This window comes from Aromatoleum evansii, assembly GCF_045689615.1.
In the GTDB taxonomy this organism is placed as follows: Bacteria; Pseudomonadota; Gammaproteobacteria; order Burkholderiales; family Rhodocyclaceae; genus Aromatoleum; species Aromatoleum evansii.
The window spans coordinates 4,118,681-4,142,778 of sequence record NZ_CP141259.1 but is presented as its reverse complement, the minus strand read 5'-3'; the positions used below and the strand labels follow the sequence as shown (position 1 = coordinate 4,142,778).

Sequence of the window (24,098 nt, the reverse complement as noted above, 5' to 3'; positions counted from 1 at the left end):
CCATGGTCAGCGTGAAGATAGAACTGAACGGAGCGGCGCACATGCTGCGCGCCGGCCGCAGCCTGCACGACCTCATCGCCAGCCTGGACCTGCTGGGCAAGCGTGTCGCGGTCGCCGTCAATCGCGAGGTGATCCCGTCGCCGCGCTGGGCGGGCCGGGTGCTGCAACCGGATGATCGCGTCGAGGTCGTCGTCGCGATCGGCGGCGGCTAGTAAACAAGTAGAGGAGGAACGAACGGAATGAAGCTGAACGACACCCCGGACGAGATCCGGCCGGCCGTGACCGACGTGGGCCTCACGATCGCCGGCAAGACCTACGCGTCGCGCCTGCTGGTGGGCACCGGCAAGTATCGCGACTTCGACGAAACGCGGGCCGCGGTCGACGCGAGCGGCACCGACATCGTCACCGTGACGATCCGCCGCGTGAACATCGGCCAGCACGCCCACGAGCCGAATCTGCTCGACGCCGTGCCGCCCGACCGCTTCACGATCCTGCCCAACACGGGCGGCTGTTTTAACGCCAAGGACGCGGTCTACACGCTGCAGCTCGCACGCGAACTGCTCGATGGCCATCCGTTGTGCAAACTCGAGGTGCTCGGCGACGAGAAGACGCTGTTCCCGAACATGCCCGAGACGCTGAAGGCGGCCGAGGCGTTGGTGAAGGACGGCTTCGAGGTGATGGTGTATTGCAGCGACGACCCCATCCAGGCGCGCATCCTCGAAGACATCGGCTGCGTCGCGGTGATGCCTCTGGCGAGCCTGATCGGCTCGGGCATGGGCATCCTCAACCCGTGGAACCTGTCGCTGATCATCGAGCAGGCTCGGGTGCCGGTGATCGTCGATGCCGGCGTGGGCACCGCCTCCGACGCGGCAATCGCGATGGAGCTCGGTTGCGACGGGGTGCTGATGAACACCGCAATCGCCCATGCGCGCGAGCCGGTGCGCATGGCGCGGGCGATGCGCCTGGCGGTGCAGGCCGGACGCGAGGCCTTTCTCGCGGGGCGCATGCCGCGCCGCTTCGCGGCTTCGCCGTCGTCGCCGATGGCGGGGCGGATCGCGTGAGTATTGCGCGCTGCGGAGTGAAATTTCAGAAAGTTTGTAGTTGTGTACCGATAATCGAAATTTCTCTTGACAGCGTAGCGGCGTAGTCCTAATGTAAATCAAGTTTCAAAAAACGGTACAAGACGTTTCATATTAGGCAAAAATAGTTTTCCGGAGATTTACTTTCATGACCAGCCTGACCGCCACCCCGACCCGCAGCGAAGTCACTGCCGAGACGCTGAAGGCCTTCGCCGATGCCTGGAACAGGCACGACATCGAGGCACTGATGAGCTTCATGGCCGAGGACTGCGTATTCCACGCGGTGGCCGGCCCGGATCTGTTCGGCAAGAGCTTCGTCGGTCGTGACGCGGTACGCGCCGGCTTCCAACTCGCCTGGCAGACCTTCCCCGACGCCGCCTGGCTCGACGGTGAGCACTTCGTGTGCGGCGACCGTGGCGTATCGGAGTCCACCTTCAGCGGCACCAAGGTCGACGGCACGCGCATCGAGGCGCGCATGGTCGACGTATTCACCTTCCGCGACGGCAAGATCGCGGTCAAGAACGCCTACCGCAAGGATCGCCCGCCGGTCGCCAAGGCGGGCAACTGAGCATCCCCGGACACATCAGGAGTCGGGACATGGAAGCCATTGCAGAAAAGCGCACCGTAAGCAGCGAGCGCGCCACCGCGCCGGTGCAGCCCTACGATCCGGCCTACGATCCGCTGGTATCGGCGACGCCGGGGCAGGGCCGCGATTACGCGCCGACCTACTGGATCGGCACCGCCGGCGAACCGCCCGCGGATGACGGTCCGGTACGCCAGGACATGGACGTCGATGTGGTGATCATCGGCGCCGGTTTCACCGGCCTCACGGCCGCCATCGCGCTCGCCGAGAAGCACGGCATCAAGGCGACAGTGCTGGAGGCCAATCGCACGGCCTGGGGCTGCAGCACGCGCAACGGCGGCCAGGCGCAGTGCGCCTCCGGGCGGCTGAAGCGCTCGCAGTGGATCGAGCGCTACGGCCTCGACACCGCCCTGCGCATGCACGAGGAAGTGTGCGACGGGATGGAGTACTTCAAGGAGATGATCAAGGACATCGACTGCGACCCGCAGCCGGGCGGCCATCTCTACATCGCGCACAAGCCGCGCGTGATGCCGGTGCTGGAGAAGGAAGCGAAAGTCCTGCGCGAGGTCTTCAAGTACGACGCGCGCATCCTCGACGCCGGCACCGTGAAGCGCGAGTACGTGGATGACAAGGAAGCCGCGGGCGCGATGCACGAGCCCGAGGGCATCGGCATCCACGCCGGCAAGCTCGCCTTCGGCTACCTCAAGAAGGCGCGCGCTCTGGGCGTGAAGGTGCACCCGGCGAGCCCGGTGACGGGTTGGGAAACGAAGAACGGCGTGCATCACCTGAAGACGCCCGGCGGCATCGTGCGCGCCCGCGCGGTCGGCATCGCCACCGGCGGCTACACTTCGAACCACCTGCACCGCGAGCTGAAGAACCGCATCCTGCCGATCCTGTCGAACTCCATCGTCACGCGCCCGCTCACGCAGGCCGAGATCGACGCGTGCAACTTCCGCACGACCCAGGTCATCACCGACACGCGCATCCTGCGCCACTACTATCGCCTGCTGCCCGACGGCCGCGTGCAGATCGGCAGCCGCAGCGCGATCACCGGCAACGACGCGCCGCAGGATAAGTACAAGCAGTTCCTGATCCGCGACCTGCACCGCAAGTTCCCGGCGCTCGAGGGCATCCAGATCGACTACTCGTGGTGGGGCTGGGTGGACGTGGCGCACGACATGATGCCGCGCATCTATCAGCCGAATCCGAAGGAAACGGTCTATTACGCACTCGGCTACGGCGGCAATGGCGTCATGTACTCCGCGCAGGCCGGCCGTCGCCTCGCCGAGAACATCGCCGGCATCCGCACGCCCGAGCTGCCGATCTTCCGCTCCAGGCTGCCCTTCCCGAACGTGCGCGAGATGGTCGAGGCGGAAATGTTCGCCCCCTTCCGCCGCTTCGGCCAGTGGTGGCTGTACCGCTGGTACCACTTCAAGGACGAAGTCCTGTAACGGGCCGCTGCAGGAAGCAGCACCTTGATACCCCCAGGCAGCAAGATCTGCCAAACCATAAAGAGATCGAGGAGACAGAAATGAAATTCAGCAAGAACGTACTGATGCCGCTCGTCACCGCCGCCAGCCTGCTGGTGGCCGCGCCTGCTGCGCTCGCCGAGACCTTCAAGATGGCCGTCGGCGATGCCGCGGGCGGCACGCAGTGGGAACTCGGGACGACTTTCGCCAAGCTGTTCCAGCAGAAGACCGGCGGCAAGCACAAGGTGGACCTGTTCCCCAACGGGCAACTCGGCAGCGAGGAAGACACGATCAACAACGCCGCGATGGGAACGCTGGATTTCTCGATCCTCGCGGTGAACAACATCACACCGTTTTCGCCAACGGTCGGTCTGCTGACGATGCCCTACCTGATCCAGAGCGCCGATGAAGCGAAAAAACTGACCCAGGGTGAAATCGGCAAGGAGCTGACCGACAACACCGTGCGCGATGCCGGCGTACGCATCGTCGGCTGGGCCTATTCGGGCTTCCGCGTGCTCACCAACTCCAAGCGACCGGTCAAGACGCTGGAAGACCTCAAGGGCCTGGTGATCCGCGTGCCGAAGAACGAGATCATGATTTCGTCTTATCAGGCGTGGGGCATCAACCCGACCCCGATGTCGTGGTCGGAAACCTTCACCGGCCTGCAGCAGCGCGTCGTCGACGGCCAGGACAATCCCTACATCACCGTCTCGGCGATGAAGTTCTACGAGGTGCAGAAGTACATCACCAACATCCGTTACATCTTCTCGCTGGAGCCGCTGGTGGTGAGCGAGCAGGTCTTCAAGTCGCAGAAGCCCGAGGTGCAGAAGGCGATCCTCGAAGCAGGCCAGGAAGCCACCGAGCACAGCTTCAAGTACCTGCTCGAAACCGAGGACAAGATCAAGAAGGACCTCGCCGCGCGCGGCATGCAGATCACCGATCCGGCCAACGGCGAGAAGGAGTGGATCGCCAAGGCGACCACCGCGGTGTGGCCGAAGTTCTACAAGAGCATCGGCGGCAAGGAAAAGCTCGACCGCGCACAGAAGGTGCTCGGCCGCTGAACCTCGGCCGGAGGCGGTGTCCGGCGGCAAGGCATGCGGCGCGCGAGCCACGGCTCGTGCCGCATGCCGCCCCCGGAGCCGCCACGAACGCAGATCTCGCGCACAACAAGCCGCCACGATTCCGGACGACTCCAGCCGGTGGCAGGGGCCGTCCCCGTGTGATCGGGCGCACCGGATTTCCTGGAGTTTGTCATGGCCGCAGGGCGCATCTTCCTCAAATTCATCAGCAACATCGAAGAGTATCTGTGCGAGGCGCTGCTCGCGTTCTTCGTCGTGCTGCTCTTCGTCCAGATCCTGTTGCGTCAGTTCTTCGAGTACTCGCTGCCCTGGGGTGAAGAACTCGCAACGTATCTCTTCGTCTGGTTCGCCTACCTCGGCGCCTGCGTGGCGGCCAAGATGTCGGCGCACAACCGCGTGGCCTTCCACTTCAAGTTCTTCCCGCCCATCGTCAAGAAGGTCAGCGAGGCGTTCGCCGACCTGCTGTGGGTCGGTTTCAACCTCTATTTCGCCTTCCTCAGCTACGACTTCGTCTTCAACCGCATGAACCTGTTCTGGAAGTCGCAGACCATCGGGCTGCCGATGAAGTACTTCTACATGATCCTGCCGATCGCCTTCGTGCTGATGTCGATCCGCATCCTGTGGAACAACTACCTGTCGCTGTTCAAGGGCGTGGAGATCCTCGATCCGGAAGCCGAGGAGCTCGAGAACCTGAAGCGTGCCGCCGCCGCGGCGAATGCCTGAGACGGATCCTCCGCGGAGAAAAGACAATGGAAGCATATGTAGTAGAGATCCTGTTCGGCGGCTTCTTCGCCTTGCTGCTGCTCGGCGCGCCAATCACGGTGTCGCTGGCCGGCGCGGCGATGGTCGCCTTCCTGGTGCTGGGGAAGAATCCCATTGCCTTCGTGCAGATCGCCTTCACGTCGGTGGGCAGTTTCCCGCTGATGGCCCTGCCGGCCTTCGTGCTCGCCGGCGCGCTGATGGAGGCCGCCGGCATCTCGAAGCGCCTCGTGGACATCGCCGAAACCCTGGCCGGTCCGATCACCGGCGGCCTCGGCGCGGCCACGGTGCTCGCGTGCCTGTTCTTCGGCGCGATCTCCGGCTCGGGGCCGGCCACGACCGCCGCCGTCGGCATGCTGATGATCCCGGCGATGGTCAACCGCAAGTACGAGCGCAGCTACGCCTCGGCGGTCACTGCCGCCTCGGGTGGTCTCGGCATCATCATCCCGCCGTCGATCCCGATGGTGATCTTCGGCATCTCGGCGCTGGGCATGGCGCCGCCGTCCGATGCCGTCGAGAAATACGGCGAGTTCGCGTCGCTGTCGATCCCCAAGCTGTTCGTCGCCGGCGTCATCCCGGGCTTCATCATGGCCGCCGCACTGCTGATCACGAACTACATGATTTCCAACAAGCGCGGCTATCGCGGGCTGACGGAGAAATGGTCGTACGGCGAGATCGGCCAGGCGCTGCGCCGGGGCACGTGGTCCGTGCTGGCGCCGGTGATCATCCTCGGCGGCATCTACACCGGCCTGTTCACGCCGACCGAGTCGGCCATCGTCGCGATCTTCTACACGCTGTTCGTCGGTCTCGTGCTGCACCGCGAGCTCAAGTTCGCCGCGATCCTGAACTCGCTCAAGACCACGACGTGGATCACCGGCCGGGTGCTGCTGATCCTGTTCGCGGCGGTGGTGTTCGGGCGCCTGCTGGTTGAACAACGCATCCCGGCGACGATCGCGGAATCCCTGCTGAACCTGACCGACAACGTCTACCTGATCTGGTCACTGATCATCGTGTTCCTGCTTTTCGTCGGCATGTTCATGGAAACGCTCGCCGCGATCATGATCCTGGTGCCGGTGCTGTTGCCGGTGATGTACATGATGGGCGCGGACCCCACCCACGTCGGCATCGTCGTGATCTGCACGCTGTCGGTCGGCTTCCAGACGCCGCCGCTGGGCGAGAACCTCTTCGTCGCATCCGGCATCGGCGGTTCCACGGTCGAGCAGATCGTCGCGCGCATCCACCCCTTCGTGCTTGCCTCGACGGCCGCGATCTTCCTGATCGCCTTCGTGCCGCAACTCTCGCTGTGGTTGCCGCAGATGCTCGGCTACTGAGCGACTCCCGCCCCGCAAAGCAAGCGTGCATCGTGCACGCCTGCTTTGCGGGGAGAAAACAACAACCGAAACAGCATTCTCAAGAGGTTCGACGATGTCTGCTCCAGTTCGCGCACTCGTTCTCACGCTGGGCCTCGCCCTGGTTACGGGCTTACTGACGTCACCCGCCCATGCGGCCGACGCCGAATCGATCCGCCTGTTCGACAGCGAACTCGGCAAGCGCGCCACCGCGCTGCTGGAGCGCGCGGTCAAGCACATCGAGCAAACGGGGGAAAAAGGTGCGGCCGACTTCAGTCGCCAGGCGGCTTTCGTCGATCGCGACCTCTACGCCTACGCGGTGCGCATGGACGGCCGCTTCCTTGCGAGCGGAGGATCGTCGGCCGCGCTGATCGGCGACAACGTGCTCGACTACACCGACATCGAAGGCAAGGCGTTCTTCCGCGAGATGATCGAACTGGCGAAAGCCAAAGGGGGCGGACAGGTCGAGTACCGCTGGTTCAACCCCGCCGACAGCCGCGGCGAGCCGAAGGTGACGATGTTCCGCAAGGTCGGCGAGATCGTCGTCGCCGTCGGTTTCTATCCGCCCCGTGCCACCCCGGTCCAGGCCCGGGCCCTGCTCAAGGACGCGGTCAAGGCGATGAAGGCGGATGCGAAGGGTGCGTTGGTCCAGTTCCAGCGGCTCGACGGACCGTTCGTCCATGACGACCTCTACGTCTTCGTCATCGATACGGCGGACGGTCGGTTTCTTGCGCACGGTGCGACGCCGACCCTTGTCGGCAGCAACGGTTTCGAGGTGCGCGACCCGAACGGCAAGCCGATCGTCACCGAGATGGTCAGGCTCGCGGCGAAGAAGGGTGAGGGCGAACTCGACTATAGCTGGCAGAACCCGATGACCGGCAAGGTCGAAAAGAAGCACTCCTACTTCCGCGCCGTGGATGGAAAACTGGTCGGCGTCGGCTACTTCCAGCGCTGAGGATGACCTGATGCAGCTCGCGCCGGATTGGTGACGCGGCTGACGGCCGCCCCTCGTCGGCTGACTGCTAACCCGTGATTCCGCGCGCGTGCTGGCGCAAGGCATGCCGGGCAACCGTCCGCACCGCGGACGTCAGCGCGTGCAGCGCCTGCGAGCCCAGTCGCCAGCGGTGCCAGTGGAGCGGCACGTCCAGATGCCGGCCGGGTGCGATCTCGACCAGATCGCCCGCCGCGATGGCCGGCAGTGCGAAATGCTCGGGGACCATGCCCCAACCCAGCCCGCGTTGCGCCAGCGCGATGAAGCCATGCACCGACGGCACCATGTGGGTCGGCGGCTGCAGGGCGTCGGTCGTGAAGAGTGCGATGAACTGTTGCTGCAGCGCGTCCTTCAGGTTGAAGCGCAGCATCGGCGCGCTGCCGAGGGCGGCGGCATCCATACCGGCCGGGAAATGGCAGGCGACGTAGGCCGGCGAGCTCACCGCGAGGTAGCGCATCACGCCGAGGGGCTCGACGGTGCAGCCCTGGATCGCCGCCGGGCTCGCGCTTACGGCCGCCATCACCGTGCCCTCGCGCAGCAGCGCGGCGGAATGGTCCTGGTCCTCGACGCGCAGGTCGACGCTGATCGCCGGCTCGGCCGGCATCGCGTCGAAGACCGCTAAAAACCAGCTTTCGAGCGAGTCGGCATTGACCGCGATGGGCATCCGCAGGGGCGCCTGCAGCGTGGTGTCCGCGCCGCCCAGCGTGCCGAGCATTTCCGCCTCGAGCAGCGCCAGTTCTTCCGTGTAGCGCACCAGCGTCTTGCCGGCATCGGTCGCCTGGCAGGGGGTGGCGCGGCGGATCAGCACCTGGCCGAGGCGCTCTTCCAGCAGCTTGATGCGCTGGCTCACGGCCGACGGCGTGACGTGCAGCTTGCGCGCCGCCGCCTCGAACGAGCCTTCGCGGACCACCATCGCGAAGGCCGCGAGCTGGGCGTTGTCGATCTTCATGATTCAGAAAAATTAACGGTAACTAAAAAAGTTTAGTTTTTCTGATCGAAAGTTGCTCGCTAAAGTGGCCTCGACAACCTTCACCGAGCCTGTTCATGGACACCCGATTCCTGGCCGGATTCCTCGCCAGCATGGCCCTGATCGTCGCGATCGGCGCACAGAACTCCTTCGTGCTGCGGCAGGGCATCCGGCGCGAGCACCTGCTGCCCGTCGCGCTGATCTGCGCGCTGTCCGATGCGCTGCTGATCGGTGCCGGGATTGCCGGCCTGGGCGCCCTGATCCAGTCGAGCCCGGACCTGCTGGCCATTGCGCGCTACGGTGGTGCGGCCTTCCTCGTCATGTACGGCGGGTTCGCCGCCCGGCGCGCCTGGCAGGGCGAGCGCATGCATGTCGAGGCGGGCGCGCCGGTGCCGCTCGCAACGGCCGTGGCCACCTGCCTCGGCTTCACCTTCCTGAACCCCCACGTGTACCTCGACACGGTGGTCCTGCTCGGCGGCCTTGCGAACCAGCACGGCGAGCACGGGCGCTGGGTTTTCGGCGCCGGCTCGGCCGCGGCCAGCCTGCTGTGGTTCTTCACGCTGGCCTACGGGGCGCGCGTGCTGGCGCCGCTCTTCGCGCGCGCGATCGCGTGGCGCGTGCTCGATGCGCTGATGGCGCTCGTGATGTTCGCGCTGGCGGCGAGCCTGCTGCAGGGGGAGGGCGTCGCGGCCATGATCCCGATGGGCGGGTAAGGCAGGGACGTTCCGCCCCCGCGGCGCTCATTTTTCGGCGAAGCAGTAGAACAACCCGTCGCCGCCCGTGCTTTGCAGCGCTTTCTGGCTGCAGCCGCCGCGCGACGGGTGTGCCGAGTTCCACGATGTCGCCCATGCGTCTCCGGTCGGTCCGGCGCGGTCGTGGTGGCCGGTCATTGCCATGCCCTCGTCGCCGCCTTTCGTCCAGTTGCCGCAGGTCATGTCGTTGAACGGCGGGCTGGGCGGGAAGGCCGTGCCGTCGGGCCGCGAGCCGGTGAGGATGTCGTGGCGGTTGGGCTTCTCGGTGCGGCCATTCACCATCTGCCCCTTCTCGTCCACCAGGGTGGCCTTGGTCAGGTTGGAATGCGGCGAATGCAATTCATCGACATTGCGCGCGATCAGCGCACCCTTGGCATTGAACCAGGGGCCGGTGCCGATGCGGTCGCGCGCATGTACGACATTGGTGTCGTTGAGCGCCGCGGCCTGGGTGCTGAGATAGGCGCGCCAGGTGCGTTTGCCGGCGCCAGCCGCTGCGGCGAGCGTCTGGCAATGCCGGTCGGCCCCTTCCAGTCCGCCCAGGTTCGCACCATTGCCGGGGCCCGCGCTCGTGACGAAGAACGTCATTTCGGTCGCCGTCACGGGCAGCGATGCGCCCCACAAGAGCAGGGTACCCGCCAGAATCCGCACCGTCTTTTTCGTGTTATGCATGAATTCCTCCTTCCTGGGGTTGGTGGAAACATTTAGATGGAATTGTTCGCGATCGGTTCGCGGGACAAACGCATGCAGTGCATATCGTCGTGCGGAGCCGTCACCAGCGCCGCAGCGGAAGTGCGCTACCCTTGCGTACTTACGTCCAAACTCGAAGAACCCGACCCATGACAGTCCACGGCAGGTGGAGCAGGCTCGCGGCGCTGGTCCGCGAAGAACTGCGCCAGCTCATGACGATCAAGCCGAGCGACCGGCCCTGGCAGATGCCGTTCGCCGCGGCACTGGCCACCGGCCTGCCGCTGATGGTGGGTGCCTGGTTCGACCGCATGGACTACGGCCTGATCTCCTCGCTGGGCGGCCTGGTGTTCCTCTACATGCCGGAAACGCCCCTGCATCACCGCATGGTCGCGCTGATGGCGAGTGCCTTCGCCATGACGGCCAGCTACGCGCTAGGGGTGATGAGCCACCTCGTGCCGCCGGTCATGATGCTGGTGCTGACCTTCACCGCGATCCTCGTGACGATGGTGTGCCGCTTCTACCGCGTCGGCCCGCCCGGCAGCCTGTTCTTCATCATGGCGGCCTCGATCGGCGCCTATTCGCCCGGCGACATCCTCGAAGTGCCGCTCAAGGTCGGGCTGTTCGCGATGGGCTGCCTGCTCGCGAGCCTGATCGCGTTCTTCTACAGCGTGTACATCCTGCGCCGGCGCGACCCCAAGCCCGTCGAGCCGCTGCCCCCACCGAGCTTCGATTTCGTCGTGTTCGATTCGGTCGTGATCGGCCTGAGCGTCGGCGTGTCCCTCGCGCTCGCCCAACTGCTGCAGCTCGAGCGCGCCTACTGGGTGCCGGTGAGCTGCCTCGCGGTGATGCAGGGCATGAACCTGCGCGCCGTGTGGGACAAGCAGGTGCATCGCCTCCTCGGCACCGCCATCGGCATGCTCGTGTCGTGGGCGCTGCTGAGCCTGCCGCTGGACAAGTGGTCGATCTCGGTGGTGATGATCGGGCTCGCCTTCATCGTCGAGACTGCGGTGGTGCGGCACTACGGCTTCGCCGCGATCTTCATCACGCCGCTGACCATCCTGCTGGCCGAGGCGGCGACCCTGGGACACGGCTCCGCCACCGAACTGATCCAGGCACGCTTCTTCGATACGTTGCTCGGTTGCCTGGTCGGCTTTGCGGGCGGCATCTGCCTGCACAGTCCGCGCTTCCGGAGTGTGCTGGGCGGGCAGATGCGGCGGGTGATTCCGGCGCGGCTGTTCGGCTAGGCTGCGCGAATGCGGGGCATCAGCCGGCGGGCGCGGGCTGCGGTGCGGCGACTCCCGTGTAGCAGATGAGGTTGTGGCAGACGGCCGGCGCGTCGCCGAGGTTGCGGTAGCCGTGCGGCCGGTCTGCGGCGAAGCGCACCGCGTCGCCTTCCTTCAGGGGGTGCCAGCGGCCTTCGATGAGCACCTCCAGCGTGCCGCGGATGACGATCACGTGCTCCACGACGCCGGCAAGGTGGGGCTCGGAATGCCGCTCGTAGCCGGGCGCAAGCGTCAGTTCGAGCAGCTCGAAACCCAGGTGCGCGTCGTAGGGGAAGAGCGGGGCGACCCACATCGGGTCGCTCGCCGGCCGGTCGCGCAACGCGGCGGCGGAGCGGAAGGCGGCTTCTTCGTGACGCACCGGCGCGTCGATGAAGGCCGACAGCGGGGTGTGGAAGCCGGAGGCGATGCGCCACAAGGTGGCCACGGTCGGGCTCGATTCGGCGCGTTCGATCTGGCCGAGCATGGCCTTGCTGACGCCGGTCTCGCCCGCGGCACGGTCGAGGCTCCAGCCGCGCTCGGCGCGCAAGCGCCGCAAGGTCGCGGCCAGATGCTCGGCCAGCGCGGGCGTGGCGCTGGGCGCCGGGGCGGAAGAGGGGGGGCCGTTCTTGGACATGTCGTTCGTGCTGGGCGTCTCAGGCTTGTGCGTTAAAACGCACGCTGCTAGGCTTGAGGGTGTGCGTTATAACGCACGATCTTCCGATTAGAGCAGATAGAGCCAAGCATGGGCAACCCACACACGGCGCCGGGCATCACCCGTCATTTTCCGCACCTCGCGGCCGGTTTGATCGCCGTGCTGGTCGGCTACACCAGCTCGGCGGCGATCGTCTTCCAGGCCGCCCACGCTGCCGGGGCCACGCCTTCGCAGCTGGCTTCGTGGCTGTGGGCGCTCGGGCTGGGGATGAGCCTCACGTCCATCGCGTTGTCCCTGCGCTACCGCGCGCCCATCCTCACGGCGTGGTCGACGCCGGGTGCGGCGCTCCTTGCCACGGGGCTCGTCGGCGTGCCGATGAGCGAAGCGATCGGCGCCTTCCTGTTTGCGTCTACCTTGATGGCGGTGCTCGGCTTCAGCGGCGCGTTCGAGCGCATCATGCGCCACGTGCCACCGTCGATTGCCGCCGCAATGCTGGCCGGCGTGCTGCTGCGCTTCGGTCTTGGCGCCTTCGCGCAGCTCGGTCAGGATCTCGCGTTGGTGGGGACGATGATCCTCGTGTTCTTCGCCGCCCGTCGCTGGTCCCCGCGTTATGCCGTGCCGCTCGCCTTCCTTGCCGGTCTGGTCGTCGCCGCGGCCAATGGCGGCATTGCCGCCGCCGAAATCCGCTGGCAACTGTCCGGCCCTGAATTCGTGATGCCCAGCTTCTCGCCCGCGACGCTCCTCGGCATCGGCCTGCCGCTGTTCATCGTCACGCTCGCCTCGCAGAACGTGCCCGGCCTGGCCGTGCTGCGCGCCAACGGCTACGCGACGCCCGGTTCGCCGCTGCTCGGCTGGACCGGCATCACCGGCGTCGTGCTCGCGCCCTTCGGCGGATTCTCCTTCAACCTCGCCGCGATCACGGCCGCCATCTGCATGAGCCCGGACGCCGATCCGAATCCGGCCCGGCGCTACCTCGCGTCGATCTGGGCGGGCGGCTTCTATCTCCTCACCGGCATCGGCGGGGCCACGGTGGCGAGCCTGCTGTCCGCCTTCCCGCAGACCTTGGTCGCCGCCATCGCCGGGCTTGCGCTGATGGGCACGATCGCCGCCAGCCTGAGCGCGGCGCTCGCCGACGAGAGCGGACGCGATGCGGCCGTGGTCACCTTCCTCGTCACCGCGTCGGGCCTCACACTGTTCGGCATCGGCAGCGCATTCTGGGGGCTGGTCTTCGGCTATGCCGTGAGCCACGCCCTGCGGCGGCCGCAAAGGCTCGCGGCCTGAGCCGCGCCGGGGCGTCAGTCCGGAATTTCAGGCTCGACGAGTCGCGCCAGATGCTCGAGCGATTCCTGCCAGCCGAGGTAGCAGAATTCCACCGGAATCGCCTCGGGAATGCCTTCCTGCACGATGTTCACCTCCGCCCCGCAGGCCACCGCGCGCAGCGACACGGTCGTCACCATCTCGCCCGGCAGCTTGGTGTCGTCGAACTTGTCCGTGTAGCGAATGCGCTCGTTCGGCACGAGTTCCAGGTAGTTACCGCCGAAGGAATGGCTGTTGCCCGTGCTGAAATTCCTGAACGCCATCCTGAATGTGCCGCCCACCGTGGCATCCAGGTGGGCGACGGTGGAGGTGAAGCCGTTGGGCGGCAGCCAGCGGGCGAGGGCTTCCGCATCGAGGAAGGCCCGGTAGATCTTCTCGGGTTTTGCGCGCAGCACGCGGTGCAGGCGGACGGTACCGGTAGGCATGGTCTCTCCTTTCGTCGGGGGGCGGATCCGCGGCTGTTGTCGCCGCTCCGTCCACCATAGTCGAACGGCAGGGCGGCGGTTTGACAGTCGCAGCGAAATCCAGGGCGTTCCGGCTTGCCCCTGTCCGTCTTTTCCGGTGAATCTAGTGTGGATTGGCCAAGGCGCCGGGGGCGGTTCCATGCACTGTCCTTAGCGGATCTTGATTTAACGAAACGATCGGTCTAAATTATAGCCATGGACCTTGCACACCAGCCCCCTCGCCGCCGCGGCAGGCCCCCCAGGCAGCGCGAAGACCTCACCGAGACGCGCGAGCTGCTGTTGCGCGCCGGGCTGGAAGTGCTCACCGAAAAGGGCTTCACGTCCACCGGCATCGACGAGATTCTCGGCCGCGTTGGTGTCCCGAAGGGGTCCTTCTATCACTATTTCGACAGCAAGGAAGCGTTCGGCCTCGACCTGATCGAACGCTACGGGGAGTTCTTTGCCCGCAAGCTGGACCGTCACCTGCGCAACGCGGCGCTCTCGCCCTTGTGTCGTCTGCGGGCCTTCGTCGTCGATGCGACGGACGGCATGGCCCGCCACGAATTCCGTCGCGGCTGCCTGATCGGCAACCTCGGCCAGGAAATGGGGGCGCTTCCCGAGAGCTTTCGGGCCCGGCTCAAGGAGACCTTCGAGGATTGGCAGGCCCGCTTCGCCGCCTGCCTGGTCGAGGCGCAACAAGCCGGTGAGTTGGCCCAGAACGCCGACACCGCCCGGCTGGCGGCCTTCTTCTGGATTGGCTGGGAGGGCGCCGTCCTGCGGGCCAAGCTCGAGCGAAGCGCGCAAGCGCTCGAGACCTTTGCCGGACTGTTCTTTGCCGGCTTGCCCCGGCGCTGATTTTTTCGTGTTTTTGTAGACGATCGGTCTAAAGGGAGAGGAGTCGTATGTTCGAGGGAATCCTGATCGAGAAGGACGAGTCCGGTTACCGCGCGAGCGTGCAGGAACTCGATGAAGCGCAGTTGCCCGAGGGCAACGTGACGGTCCGCGTCAGCCACTCGACGCTCAATTACAAGGACGGCCTGGCCATTACCGGCAAGGGGCCGGTGGTGCGGAAGTTCCCCATGGTCCCCGGCATCGACCTGGTGGGCGTGGTCGAGGAAAGCACCCATCCGGCGTACCAGACCGGCGATCCGGTCGTGCTCAACGGTTGGGGCGTCGGCGAGGTGCACTGGGGCGGCCTCGCGCAGAAGGCGCGCCTGAACGGCGACTGGCTGGTGCCCTTGCCGTCGGCGTTTACGCCGCAGCAGGCAATGGCAATCGGCACCGCGGGCTACACCGCCATGCTGTGCGTACTCGCGCTCGAGCGGCATGGCGTCAGGCCCGAGGACGGCGAGATCCTGGTCACCGGTGCCGCGGGTGGCGTCGGCAGCGTCGCCATCGCGGTCCTGGCGAAGCTCGGTTACACGGTCGTCGCCGCCACCGGCCGCCCGCAGGATGCCGACTACCTGAAGTCGCTCGGCGCAAGCGAAGTCGTCGAGCGCGCCCTGTTCTCGTCGCCCGGCAAGCCCCTGGGCAAGGAGCGCTGGGCCGGCGCCGTCGATGTCGTTGGCAGCCACGTGCTGGCCAATGTCTGCGCCACGACCAAGTACCGCGGCGTGGTCGCCGCTTGCGGCCTGGCGGCAGGCATGGATTTCCCCGCGACCGTCGCGCCCTTCATCCTGCGCGGCGTCACGCTGGCGGGCGTCGATAGCGTGATGTGCCCGCGTCCCGAGCGCCTCGTGGCCTGGCAACGTCTGGGAATCGATCTGGACGTCGCCAAGCTCGGCCAGATCAGCCGCGAAGTCGGCCTGGCCGAAGCCATTCCGCTCGCCGACAGCCTTCTGAAGGGCGAAGTGCGCGGCCGCATCGTAGTGGACGTGAATCGCTAAACCAACTTCAGCAGCAGAAACCGCTTCATCATCCGAAGGAGAACAGCATGACCCAAGCGCAGCAGGCCGCAGTAAGCCGGTTTCCCGTTCCCGAACTGAAGGACATGCCCGAAGACATCCGCGCGCGCATCCTCGCCGTCCAGGAGAAATCCGGTTTCATCCCCAACGTGTTCCTGACGCTCGCCCACCGCCCCGACGAGTTCCGGGCCTTCTTCGCCTATCACGATGCGCTGATGGAAAAGCCCGGCAACCTGAGCAAGGCCGAGCGCGAAATGATCGTCGTCGCGACGAGCGGTGTGAACCAATGCCAGTATTGCGTGATCGCCCACGGCGCCATCCTGCGCATTCGCGCCAAGAACCCGCTCATTGCCGACCAGGTCGCCACCAACTACCGCAAGGCCGACATCACCGAGCGCCAGAAGGTGATGCTGGATTTCGCCATGAAGGTTTCGCAGAGTGCCCACCTCGTCGGAGAGGCCGATTTCGAAGCGCTGAAGGCACACGGCTTCAACGATGACGACATCTGGGACATCGCGGGCATCTCGGCCTTCTTCGGCATGTCCAACCGCATCGCCAACGTGACGAGCATGCGGCCCAACGCCGAGTTCTACGCGCTCGGTCGCCAGACCATCGAGCGCGCTTGAACTCGCCTCCCTGTCGCGCCGCGAGCTGCCGCGCAGAGCCATGAAGCGCTGCGCGGCAGCGGGGACTATCCCCGCGGTTCGCTGTACGGCAATGCGGCGCGACAGCTTTCTTCTTGGGGCGCCGGGCTCATTGGCCCGTACCCGCCCGACGGACGCTCGACCGTCCGGCGAACCGTGTCGCTGGCGCCTCGCTCAGCACGCTGTCGTGCTCGGTGTGCGGCGTGCCGGTCTCGGTGCGTAGCGGGATGACCCCGGCCCATGCCGGCCAGTTCAGGTCCCCTTCGTCGTCCGCCACTCCCCAGTCGCGCACTTTGGCGGATGCTTCCGCGAGGGGGATCCGCAACAGGCTGGTCGCGTTGAGTTCCTTGTCGTTGATCGGGCGCAATGTTGCCCAACGGTCGGGATAGAGACCGTCGATGAACGCGCGCAGGCTGCGCCGTTTGTCCTCCGGGTTGGTGACGAGCTCGAACCGGCCGTAGATCACCACCGAACGGTAGTTCATCGAGTGGTGCATGGCCGAGCGTGCCAGCACCAATCCGTCGGCGAGCGCGATGGTGACGCAGGCCTCGCCCTGCACGAGCGCCTTGAGCATGCGCGACGCCTTGGCGCCGTGGATGTACAAGTGTTCGCCTTCGCGCCAATGCAGGGTGGGGATCGCGTGCACCGCGCCATCGATCTGGAAGGCGACGGTGCAGATCATCGCCGCGTCGACAATGGCTGCCACGGCGTCGGCCTCGTAGTGCGCGCGCTCCGGCAGGCGGCGGACGCGGGTGCGCGGGGAAGGGGCGGAAGGCTTGGACATGACGGCGGGGCTCCGGAAAAAGAAGGATGGCGCAAGCCTACGGGGGTGGTGGTACCTTTCGTAGTGCCACGCGATCAACCAACCATGGAGCCACGATGGAGCTCGACTGGCTGCTCGCCCCGCCGCTGTCGGAGACTTTGCCGCGTCAGCGCGTGCTCTACCTGCGCCTGCGCGACGCCATCCTGTCCGGCCGTCTTGCGCCCGGCACGCGCCTGCCTGCGAGCCGCGGGCTGGCCGCATCGCTGAAGATCGCTCGCAACACCGTGCTGTTCGCCTACGAGCAGCTCGTTGCCGAAGGCTGCCTGGAGGCGGATCGCCAAGGCACTCGCGTGGCAGCCCTCCCCGCGCGGCCGGCGGGGCGTTCGGCTACTGCCGATGTGCCCACCGCGCCGCTACGACTCTCCGCCCGCGCTGCGGCCGCACTCCAACCCGCACCGGGGCGCGAGGCCGAAGCGCTGCCATTTGCTCCCGGCGTGCCGGACTTCGGCGCCTTTCCCTTCCGTAGCTGGCGTGCCTGCCTGGAGCGCGCCTGGCGCGACGCCGGTTGGCGCCAGCTCGGCTATGCGGCGCACGGCGGCGATCCCGCGCTGCGCCAGGCGCTCGCCGACCACCTCACGACCGGGCGCGGCTTGCCCGTGGATCCGGCCCAAATCGTCATCACCAGCGGAACGCAGGTCGCGCTGGACCTGTGCGCCCGTCTGCTGTGCGACGATGGCGACACCGTCTGGGCCGAAAACCCGGGCTACCTCGCCGCCCGCGTCGCCTTCGGCCTGGCCGGGCTGCGGGTGCATGACGTGCCGGTCGACGCCGAAGGGCTTGCTCCCTCGGAGGAGGACTGGCGCGCTTACCCGCCGCGGCTCGTCATGGTCACCCCTTCGCACCAGTACCCGACCGGCCGCGTCATGACCTTGCCGCGGCGCCTCGCCCTCATCGAGGGGGCGCGCCGAACGGGCGCCTGGATCATCGAGGACGACTACGACAGCGAGTTCCGCCGTGCCGGCCCCGCGCCGCCCGCGCTGTTCGGCCTGCGGCCGGATGCCCCCGTCGTCTATGTTGGCACGTTCAGCAAGACGCTCTATCCCGGCCTGCGCCTTGGCTATCTCGTGCTGCCCGAACCCATCGCCGCCGACTTCGCCCGTGCCGCCGCGCTGGCGATGCGCGCCGGACAGGGCGTCGAACAGCGTGCGCTCGCCGACTTCATGCAGCGCGGCCATTACACCGCTCATCTGCGGCGCATGCGCGTCCGCTATGCCGCGCGGCAGGCGGCACTGCGTGCGGCGCTACGTGATGCGTTCGGTCCCGGGGTGGAACTGTCGGGTGGCGAAGCCGGCTTGCATCTGGTGATGTGGTTGCCGCCCGAAGTGTGCGACTTCGAGGTGGTAGAACGTGCGGCCAAGTTGGGGCTGGGGGTGCGGGCGCTAGGGCGCTACGCCAGGGCACCGATGAGGTGCAACGGCTTGGTGCTCGGGTACGGGAATCTGGACGAAGGGATGATCGCAGAGGGCGTAAGGCGTTTGAAGATGGCCGTAAGCCCATGAGGTGCGCCAGCGGAGCCGTTAGCCGATAAACCCGGTCACCCCATCGATCCTGTGTGCCTCGACAACCGAACTTGGCGGGCGCAGAAAATGGCGCGACCTTGGCCGCGCCATTTTCATCGAGGTCGATCCGGGAGCCTATCTTCGGCCCCGACCTGTTTCATTTTCGTTTACGTGGATCGACGTCACCACGACGTCTCGTGCTCCGCGGTTGCCGAGATCTTGTGGATGGACAGGTCGGCGCCGGCGAATTCCTCCTCGGGGTCGAGGCGCAGGCCGAGGGTGGCGCGGATGAGGCCGTAGACGATGGCGCCGCCGGCAAGCGCGATGGCGATGCCGCCGAGGGTGCCGACGAGCTGGGCGCCAAAGCTGACGCCGCCGATGCCGCCCAGTGCCTTGCTGCCGAAGATGCCGGCGGCGATGCCGCCCCAGGCACCGCACAGGCCGTGCAGGGGCCACACGCCGAGGACGTCGTCGATCTTCCAGCGGTTCTGCGCGATGGTGAAGAGTTGCACGAAAAGGACGCCGGCGATGGAGCCGACGACGAGCGCACCAAGCGGGTGCATCAGGTCGGAGCCGGCGCAGACGGCGACGAGGCCGGCGAGGGGACCGTTGTGTACGAAGCCGGGGTCGTTCTTGCCGGCTGCGAGGGCGGCGAGGGTGCCGCCGATCATGGCCATCAGCGAGTTGAGCGCGACGAGACCGTTGATGGCGTCGAGGCGCTGGGCGCTCATGACGTTGAAGCCGAACCAGCCGACCGCGAGGATCCATGCGCCCAGCGCGAGGAAGGGGATGCTCGACGGCGGGTGCGCCGAGATCTGGCCGTTCTTGTGGTAGCGGCCGCGGCGGGCGCCGAGCAGCAGCACGGCGGGGAGCGCGATCCAGCCGCCCACGGCGTGCACCACGACACTGCCGGCGAAGTCGTGGAATTTCGCCCCGAAGGTCCCCTCTAGCCAGTCCTGCAGGCCGAAGTTGCCGTTCCACACGATGCCTTCGAAGAAGGGGTAGATGAAGCCGACGATGAGGAAGGTCGCGATCAGCTGCGGCACGAAGCGCGCGCGTTCGGCGATGCCGCCGGAGATGATGGCGGGAATCGCAGCGGCGAAGGTCAGCAGGAAGAAGAACTTGACCAGCTCGTAGCCGGAGTTGGCGGCAAGCTGCTCGGCGCTCACGAAGAAGCCGTTGCCGTAGGCGAGGGTGTAGCCGATGACGAAGTAGGCCAGCGTCGACATCGAAAAGTCGCTGAGGATCTTCACGAGGGCGTTCACCTGGTTCTTCTTGCGCACGGTGCCGACCTCGAGGAAGGCGAAGCCGGCGTGCATCGCGAGCACCATGATGGCGCCCAGAAGGACGAAGAGTACGTCCGCGGATGTCTTGAACTGCTCCATTGATGTGCTCCGGGTAGCGTGGTTGGTGCGGTCAAGCAAATCATGTGCCGAAAAACAATGTGTCGTTTATTCAATGTCTTGCGTCTGTAGTGCGGACGATTGGTGCGGCGTTGTCCCGTCGGTGGTGCATCGCGCCAGGTTGGCGCACGAGAATGGTGCGCGATGGCGGTGCGCAGCTTCGGTGTGGTGCGCAGTCGTGCAACAAGTTGGGGCGTTGCGGTTTCTATTTGGTTCACAATATTGTCGTGAATTGCAGACAAGAATGTAGAATTGCGCTTTGCGCGGCGCACGGCGCCTGGAATCGCCAATGAATCGAGATCGGAAACTGCTGGCGGCGGCGGGGGTGCTGGTCGTCCTCTCCATCATCTGGGGCTACAACTACGTGGTGATGAAGAAGGTGATGCGCTATGTCGATCCCTTCGATTTCTCCGCGATGCGCACCTTCTTCGGCGCGCTCGCGCTGTTCGCGGTGCTTGCGCTGCGCCGCCGCCCGCTGCGGCCGGTGGCGCTGGGGGGCACCTTGTGGCTGGGGCTGTTGCAGACCGCGGCCTTCACGGCATTGATCCAGTGGGCGCTGGTGAGCGGCGGGGCGGGCAAGACGGCAGTGCTGGTGTATACGATGCCGTTCTGGCTGCTGCTGATGGCGCGCGTCTTCCTCGGGGAGCGGGTGCGCGGCTCGCAGTGGATGGCCGTCGGTCTGGCGCTGGCGGGGCTGGTGCTGATCCTCGAGCCGTGGATGCTGCGCGGGGACTCGCGGGGCCCGCTGCTGGCGGTGCTCGCCGGTCTGGTGTGGGCCGCGAGCGCGGTGTGGGCGAAGCGGCTGCGCGCCAATGTGGAGTTCGACCTGCTATCACTGACGGCGTGGCAGATGCTGCTGGGGTCGCTGGTGTTGTGCGTGATCGCGTGGCTGTTGCCGTCCGCGCCGCCGCAGGTGACGCCCTATTTCATCGGGGCGCTGGTCTACAACGCGCTGTTGGCGACGGGGCTGGCATGGCTGATGTGGCTCTTCATCCTCGACCGCCTGCCCGCGGGGATGGCCGGGCTGTCATCGCTGGCCGTGCCGGCGGTGGGGGTGTTGAGCGGCTGGGTGGAACTGGGCGAGCGGCCGAACCCGACCGAGTCCGTGGGCATGGTGTGCATCGTCCTGGCGTTGCTGACGATCAGCGCGATCGCGATCCGCGGGCGCAGTTCGGTGGCGCGCTCCGCTGGGGACGAAGGCTAGGCGGCCGCTGCGCTCAGCCGCCCCGGCCGCGCTCGGCTGCGTCGAGGAAGTCCTGCAGGATGGGGCTGCCGTCGAGCAGGTCGCCTCCGCCGCCGTGGAATTCCGGATGCCACTGGCAGCCGAACAGGTAGCCGTTGCCCAGCCAGCGGATCGCTTCGACGACGTTGTCGCCGCGCGAGTAGGCCTCGATGCGCAGGTCGGAGCCGAGGTCGCGCACCGCCTGGTGGTGGATGCTGTTGACGCGTCCGCCGGGCGTACCGCCATACAGCGTCGCGAGATGGCCGCCGGGGACGAAGTCGATCTCGTGGTGGTGCTTGTCGTAGAGGTCGGCGTCGCGGTGCGCGCCGGCGCCGGGAACGTACTCGGAGATGTCCTGCCACAGCGTGCCGCCGCACGCCACGTTGATGAGCTGCGCGCCGCGGCACACGCCCAGCACCGGCTTGCCCTGGATGACGAATTCCCACAGCAGCTCGATCTCGTAGAGATCGCGGATGCGGTCGCCGGTCCATTCGGGGCGCAGCGGATCCTGGCGGTAGGTGGTGGGGCTGACGTCGGCGCCGCCCTGTAGCACGAGCCCGTCGAGCACCTTGACGTAGTCGTGCACGGAAATCTGCGCCCGCCGCAGGCCGAGGTGCTGGCCGATGGTGGGCACCATGAGGACGAGCGCGCCGTGAGACATGATCCAGTGGGCCATCGACTGTTCCAGGTATTGCAGGGTCTTGCCCGGAAAGCCGAGTTCCGCCGGCGGCGTGTGCAGCAGGCGGGCCGAGAGGCCGATGCGCAGCGGCGCCCTGCTCACATCGCTTCTCCTCCCATCCAGCGCGCGCACTGATCCATCACCAGTTCGGGCAGCGATTCGCCCTTGGTGTGCCGCTCGCGCAGCCAGGCGGCGTCATTGCGGCCTTCGCGCACCTGGCGCAGCAGTTCCCCGAGGGCGTCGTCGCAGCCGAGCTCGATGGCGTGCTGTTCGATGCGCGCGAAGCTCGCCTCGATCTCCTCGGCGACCGTGTGATGTTCGTGCGTTTCGGGATGCACGTAGGTGCCGGCGAAGCCGAAGCGGCAAGCCTGGAAGCGGTTGAAGGTATAGACGAGGTAGTCGTCCTCGGCCAACCGGATGGGGCGCTCGATCATCAGGTAGCGGGCGATGGCCTGGATGTAGGCGGCGATCGCGGCGGCGCGGCCGATGGTGAGCGGCGTGTCCATGACGCGGACTTCGATCGTGCCGTATTCCGGCTTGGGACGGATGTCCCAATAGAAGTCCTTCATGCTCTGGACGACGCCGGTGTCGCTCATCTTGTTGAAGTAGGTCTCGAAGTCCTGCCAGGTCTCGACGAAGGGCGCGCGCCCGGACAGCGGGAAGGCGAACACGGAATTGAGCCGCGCGGACTGGAAGCCCGTGTCCTTGCCCTGCACGTAGGGCGAGGAGGCCGACAGCGCGATCAGGTGCGGAATGTAGCGCGACATGCCGTGCAGCAGGTAGAGCGCGGCATCGGGGCCGGGGCAGCCGATGTGCACGTGCTGGCCGAACACGGTGAATTGCTTGGCGAGATAGCCGTACAGGTCCGAGAGGTAGTGGAAGCGCGGCTTGTCGAAGATGCGGCGCTCGCCCCAGTCCTGGAAGGCATGGGTGCCGCCGCCGCAGATGCCGATGTTGAGTTTGCGCGCGGCCTCGGTGAGGGCCGCGCGCAAGGCCTCCAGCTCTTCGGCGACGCGGGCGTAATCGTTGCAGATGCCGGTCGACACCTCGATCATCGAGCAGGTCATCTCGGGCTTGACGTCGCCCGGCACGTCCTTGCGCGCCATCAGGCGCAGCAGGTCCTCGGCCGAGGCGACGAGGTCGTAGTCGTGCGTGCTGACGAGCTGCAGTTCGAGTTCCACGCCCATCGACAGGGCGCGCGAGGAGGCAAAGGTTTCGAGGCTCATGACAGGTCTCCGCGGCGGGTTTCGCGGACGCGGATCAGCGCCCGCCGGGTGGCGATCGGCCCGAGCAGGCCCAGCACGACGGTCATTGCCATCACGATGGGCAGCAGGCGGGCGCCGAAATCGGGGTACAGCAGGCGCACGTCCTCGGCCTGCAGCAGTGCGAGCACCGACAGCGGCATCAGGCCCACACCGAGGGCGAGGCTCTTGCGCAGGTCGAGGCCGCTGGGCGGGCCGAAGGCAACGGCGCCGCCGAACTTGCCCGCGGCGCGCGCGAGGATCGCGAGGAGGCCGATGCCGGCGCCGGCAAGGAGTTCGCCCGCGTTGACCGCCGCGCCCGCGAGCATGAAGGTGACGATGACGAGTACGCCGCCGATGCTGCCGAACTGCTGCGGCCACAGGTGGGGGCGCGGGTCGCGCCACTTGATGAGGGCGCCGGCGAACAGCGGGGCGAGCGCGGTGGGCAGGCGCAGCGCGGAGAGGAGCGCGATGGCGGCGAGCAGCAGCGCGATCATCGCGGCAAGGCCCTGCTCGGAGGCCGGATCGACGAGCTTGCGCAGGCCGAGATAGGCCACGGCGATCACTGCCCCCGCCAGCGCGGAGCCGAGCAGCAGGTACAGGGGATGGAGCAGCGCGAGCTGCCAGCCGGAATGCACGCCGTGCAGGGCGCCGACGAGGAGCTTGAGCAGGATCACCGACACCGCGACGTTGAGCGCGCACAAGGCGAGCAGGCGGTCGGTGGTCTGGCCCGAGGCGCGCAATTCGTTGGTGACGTGCATGAGGATCACCGGCGAGGTGCCGACCGCGATGGCGGCGACGGCGAGCGCGATGCCGGCGCCCGTGCCCACGGCCCACAGCGCGCCGAAGGTGAGGGCGAAGGCGAGCGCCATCTCGCCCACGCTGGTCGCCACGATCCAGCGGTTGGTGGCGAGCCAGCGCAGGTCCAGGCGGATGCCGAGCTCGAACAGCACGAGCGCGATCGTGAAGTCGACGATGAGGCGGTGCCCGGTCAGATCGTTGGTGTCGAACCAGCCCAGCAGGAGCGGGCCGAGCACGAGACCGGCGAGGGCATAGCCGCTCACGCGCGGCACGCCGAAGCGTCCGCCGGCCTCGCCGACGAGGGCGGTCGCCACGAGGGCGATCGCAACGGGAAAGAGGGCGCCAAGCGCCAGTGGCCATTCCGGCCAGATCAGCAGGTCCATCGAGGGGAGTCCTCCGAAGCCGGTATCGTTATCTACTTCCCTCCGACAGTGGCGGGGGAGCTATTTATCCGGAAGGTTGGAGAGGCATAGAGATCTTCAATGGTATTTTA

At 66.8% G+C, this 24,098-nt stretch carries 25 protein-coding genes; 16 read left to right on the top strand and 9 right to left on the bottom strand.

Annotation, left to right across the window (positions count from 1 at the left end; translation table 11 throughout):
• Positions 1-2 precede the first annotated feature (2 nt).
• The 8 genes from thiS to U5817_RS19365 all read left to right on the top strand — a co-directional run bounded on the left by thiS (position 3) and on the right by U5817_RS19365 (position 7,273).
• On the top strand, positions 3-212 hold the full coding sequence (gene thiS / locus U5817_RS19400; RefSeq protein ID WP_211166973.1) for a sulfur carrier protein ThiS: 210 nt from the start codon (positions 3-5) through the stop codon (positions 210-212).
• A gap of 27 nt (positions 213-239) precedes the next feature.
• Positions 240-1,061 carry a thiazole synthase gene (locus U5817_RS19395; protein WP_169126221.1) on the top strand — a complete coding sequence of 274 codons (822 nt, stop codon included), beginning with the start codon at positions 240-242 and terminating at the stop codon, positions 1,059-1,061.
• A 166-nt stretch (positions 1,062-1,227) separates the two neighbouring features.
• Positions 1,228-1,647, top strand: coding sequence for a nuclear transport factor 2 family protein (locus tag U5817_RS19390; protein WP_169126222.1), 420 nt, complete (start codon positions 1,228-1,230; stop codon positions 1,645-1,647).
• A gap of 29 nt (positions 1,648-1,676) precedes the next feature.
• Positions 1,677-3,113 carry an FAD-binding oxidoreductase gene (locus tag U5817_RS19385; RefSeq protein ID WP_169126223.1) on the top strand — a complete coding sequence of 479 codons (1,437 nt, stop codon included), beginning with the start codon at positions 1,677-1,679 and terminating at the stop codon, positions 3,111-3,113.
• Between the two features lie 80 nt (positions 3,114-3,193).
• Entirely contained in the window at positions 3,194-4,192 is a 999-nt protein-coding gene (locus U5817_RS19380; RefSeq protein ID WP_407278486.1) for a TRAP transporter substrate-binding protein, read from the top strand.
• A 192-nt stretch (positions 4,193-4,384) separates the two neighbouring features.
• Positions 4,385-4,933 carry a TRAP transporter small permease gene (locus U5817_RS19375; protein ID WP_407278485.1) on the top strand — a complete coding sequence of 183 codons (549 nt, stop codon included), beginning with the start codon at positions 4,385-4,387 and terminating at the stop codon, positions 4,931-4,933.
• 26 nt (positions 4,934-4,959) lie between these two features.
• Positions 4,960-6,300 (top strand): TRAP transporter large permease, encoded by a 1,341-nt coding sequence (locus tag U5817_RS19370; protein WP_407278484.1) that lies wholly within the window; start codon positions 4,960-4,962, stop codon positions 6,298-6,300.
• Between the two features lie 94 nt (positions 6,301-6,394).
• Positions 6,395-7,273 (top strand): cache domain-containing protein, encoded by an 879-nt coding sequence (locus U5817_RS19365; protein ID WP_407278483.1) that lies wholly within the window; start codon positions 6,395-6,397, stop codon positions 7,271-7,273.
• 67 nt (positions 7,274-7,340) lie between these two features.
• Here U5817_RS19365 and U5817_RS19360 read toward each other — a convergent pair whose 3' ends face one another.
• Positions 7,341-8,258 (bottom strand): LysR family transcriptional regulator ArgP, encoded by a 918-nt coding sequence (locus U5817_RS19360; RefSeq protein ID WP_407278482.1) that lies wholly within the window; start codon positions 8,256-8,258, stop codon positions 7,341-7,343.
• Between the two features lie 95 nt (positions 8,259-8,353).
• Between U5817_RS19360 and U5817_RS19355 the strand changes: the two genes are divergently transcribed.
• Positions 8,354-8,989 (top strand): LysE/ArgO family amino acid transporter, encoded by a 636-nt coding sequence (locus U5817_RS19355; RefSeq protein WP_169126229.1) that lies wholly within the window; start codon positions 8,354-8,356, stop codon positions 8,987-8,989.
• A gap of 27 nt (positions 8,990-9,016) precedes the next feature.
• On the opposite strand, the gene U5817_RS19350 is transcribed toward U5817_RS19355, so the two are convergent.
• Positions 9,017-9,697: a hypothetical protein gene (locus U5817_RS19350; RefSeq protein WP_169126230.1), complete on the bottom strand. Its 681-nt coding sequence runs from the start codon at positions 9,695-9,697 to the stop codon at positions 9,017-9,019.
• Between the two features lie 167 nt (positions 9,698-9,864).
• On the opposite strand from U5817_RS19350, the gene U5817_RS19345 reads away from it, so the two are divergent.
• Positions 9,865-10,959 (top strand): FUSC family protein, encoded by a 1,095-nt coding sequence (locus U5817_RS19345; protein ID WP_169126231.1) that lies wholly within the window; start codon positions 9,865-9,867, stop codon positions 10,957-10,959.
• A 19-nt stretch (positions 10,960-10,978) separates the two neighbouring features.
• On the opposite strand, the gene U5817_RS19340 is transcribed toward U5817_RS19345, so the two are convergent.
• Positions 10,979-11,611 carry a helix-turn-helix domain-containing protein gene (locus tag U5817_RS19340; RefSeq protein ID WP_169126232.1) on the bottom strand — a complete coding sequence of 211 codons (633 nt, stop codon included), beginning with the start codon at positions 11,609-11,611 and terminating at the stop codon, positions 10,979-10,981.
• Between the two features lie 108 nt (positions 11,612-11,719).
• Between U5817_RS19340 and U5817_RS19335 the strand changes: the two genes are divergently transcribed.
• Positions 11,720-12,910: a benzoate/H(+) symporter BenE family transporter gene (locus U5817_RS19335; protein WP_169126233.1), complete on the top strand. Its 1,191-nt coding sequence runs from the start codon at positions 11,720-11,722 to the stop codon at positions 12,908-12,910.
• Between the two features lie 14 nt (positions 12,911-12,924).
• Here U5817_RS19335 and U5817_RS19330 read toward each other — a convergent pair whose 3' ends face one another.
• The gene (locus U5817_RS19330; protein WP_211166974.1) at positions 12,925-13,371 is read right to left on the bottom strand and encodes an SRPBCC family protein; all 447 of its coding nucleotides are present in this window, start codon (positions 13,369-13,371) and stop codon (positions 12,925-12,927) included.
• A 234-nt stretch (positions 13,372-13,605) separates the two neighbouring features.
• Between U5817_RS19330 and U5817_RS19325 the strand changes: the two genes are divergently transcribed.
• The 3 genes from U5817_RS19325 to U5817_RS19315 are packed head-to-tail and all read left to right on the top strand — an operon-like array spanning position 13,606 to position 15,919.
• Positions 13,606-14,244, top strand: coding sequence for a TetR/AcrR family transcriptional regulator (locus U5817_RS19325; RefSeq protein ID WP_169126234.1), 639 nt, complete (start codon positions 13,606-13,608; stop codon positions 14,242-14,244).
• A 47-nt stretch (positions 14,245-14,291) separates the two neighbouring features.
• Positions 14,292-15,275: an MDR family oxidoreductase gene (locus tag U5817_RS19320; RefSeq protein WP_169126235.1), complete on the top strand. Its 984-nt coding sequence runs from the start codon at positions 14,292-14,294 to the stop codon at positions 15,273-15,275.
• A 47-nt stretch (positions 15,276-15,322) separates the two neighbouring features.
• Positions 15,323-15,919 (top strand): peroxidase-related enzyme, encoded by a 597-nt coding sequence (locus U5817_RS19315; RefSeq protein WP_169126236.1) that lies wholly within the window; start codon positions 15,323-15,325, stop codon positions 15,917-15,919.
• A gap of 127 nt (positions 15,920-16,046) precedes the next feature.
• Here the strand turns inward: U5817_RS19315 and U5817_RS19310 are convergent, their stop codons facing one another.
• Positions 16,047-16,721, bottom strand: a complete 675-nt coding sequence (locus U5817_RS19310; RefSeq protein ID WP_169126237.1) for a pyridoxamine 5'-phosphate oxidase family protein — start codon at positions 16,719-16,721, stop codon at positions 16,047-16,049.
• Positions 16,722-16,816: 95 nt separating this feature from the next.
• Between U5817_RS19310 and U5817_RS19305 the strand changes: the two genes are divergently transcribed.
• A complete protein-coding gene (locus U5817_RS19305; RefSeq protein WP_407278481.1) occupies positions 16,817-18,259 on the top strand; it encodes a PLP-dependent aminotransferase family protein in 1,443 nt (480 codons plus the stop codon).
• 182 nt (positions 18,260-18,441) lie between these two features.
• Here U5817_RS19305 and U5817_RS19300 read toward each other — a convergent pair whose 3' ends face one another.
• On the bottom strand, positions 18,442-19,644 hold the full coding sequence (locus U5817_RS19300; protein ID WP_407278480.1) for an ammonium transporter: 1,203 nt from the start codon (positions 19,642-19,644) through the stop codon (positions 18,442-18,444).
• 307 nt (positions 19,645-19,951) lie between these two features.
• Here U5817_RS19300 and U5817_RS19295 point away from each other — a divergent pair, with 307 nt between their 5' ends.
• Positions 19,952-20,866 (top strand): DMT family transporter, encoded by a 915-nt coding sequence (locus U5817_RS19295; protein WP_407278479.1) that lies wholly within the window; start codon positions 19,952-19,954, stop codon positions 20,864-20,866.
• Between the two features lie 13 nt (positions 20,867-20,879).
• Here U5817_RS19295 and U5817_RS19290 read toward each other — a convergent pair whose 3' ends face one another.
• Genes U5817_RS19290 through U5817_RS19280 form a run of 3 tightly spaced genes read right to left on the bottom strand, consistent with a single transcriptional unit; the run spans position 20,880 to position 23,988 of the window.
• Positions 20,880-21,665, bottom strand: a complete 786-nt coding sequence (locus tag U5817_RS19290; protein WP_169126241.1) for a type 1 glutamine amidotransferase — start codon at positions 21,663-21,665, stop codon at positions 20,880-20,882.
• The gene (locus U5817_RS19285; RefSeq protein ID WP_407278478.1) at positions 21,662-22,789 is read right to left on the bottom strand and encodes a YbdK family carboxylate-amine ligase; all 1,128 of its coding nucleotides are present in this window, start codon (positions 22,787-22,789) and stop codon (positions 21,662-21,664) included. The genes U5817_RS19290 and U5817_RS19285 overlap by 4 nt, the downstream gene beginning before the upstream one ends.
• Positions 22,786-23,988, bottom strand: a complete 1,203-nt coding sequence (locus U5817_RS19280; protein WP_407278477.1) for a cation:proton antiporter — start codon at positions 23,986-23,988, stop codon at positions 22,786-22,788. Before U5817_RS19280 ends, U5817_RS19285 begins: the two co-directional genes overlap by 4 nt.
• Positions 23,989-24,098 lie beyond the last annotated feature (110 nt).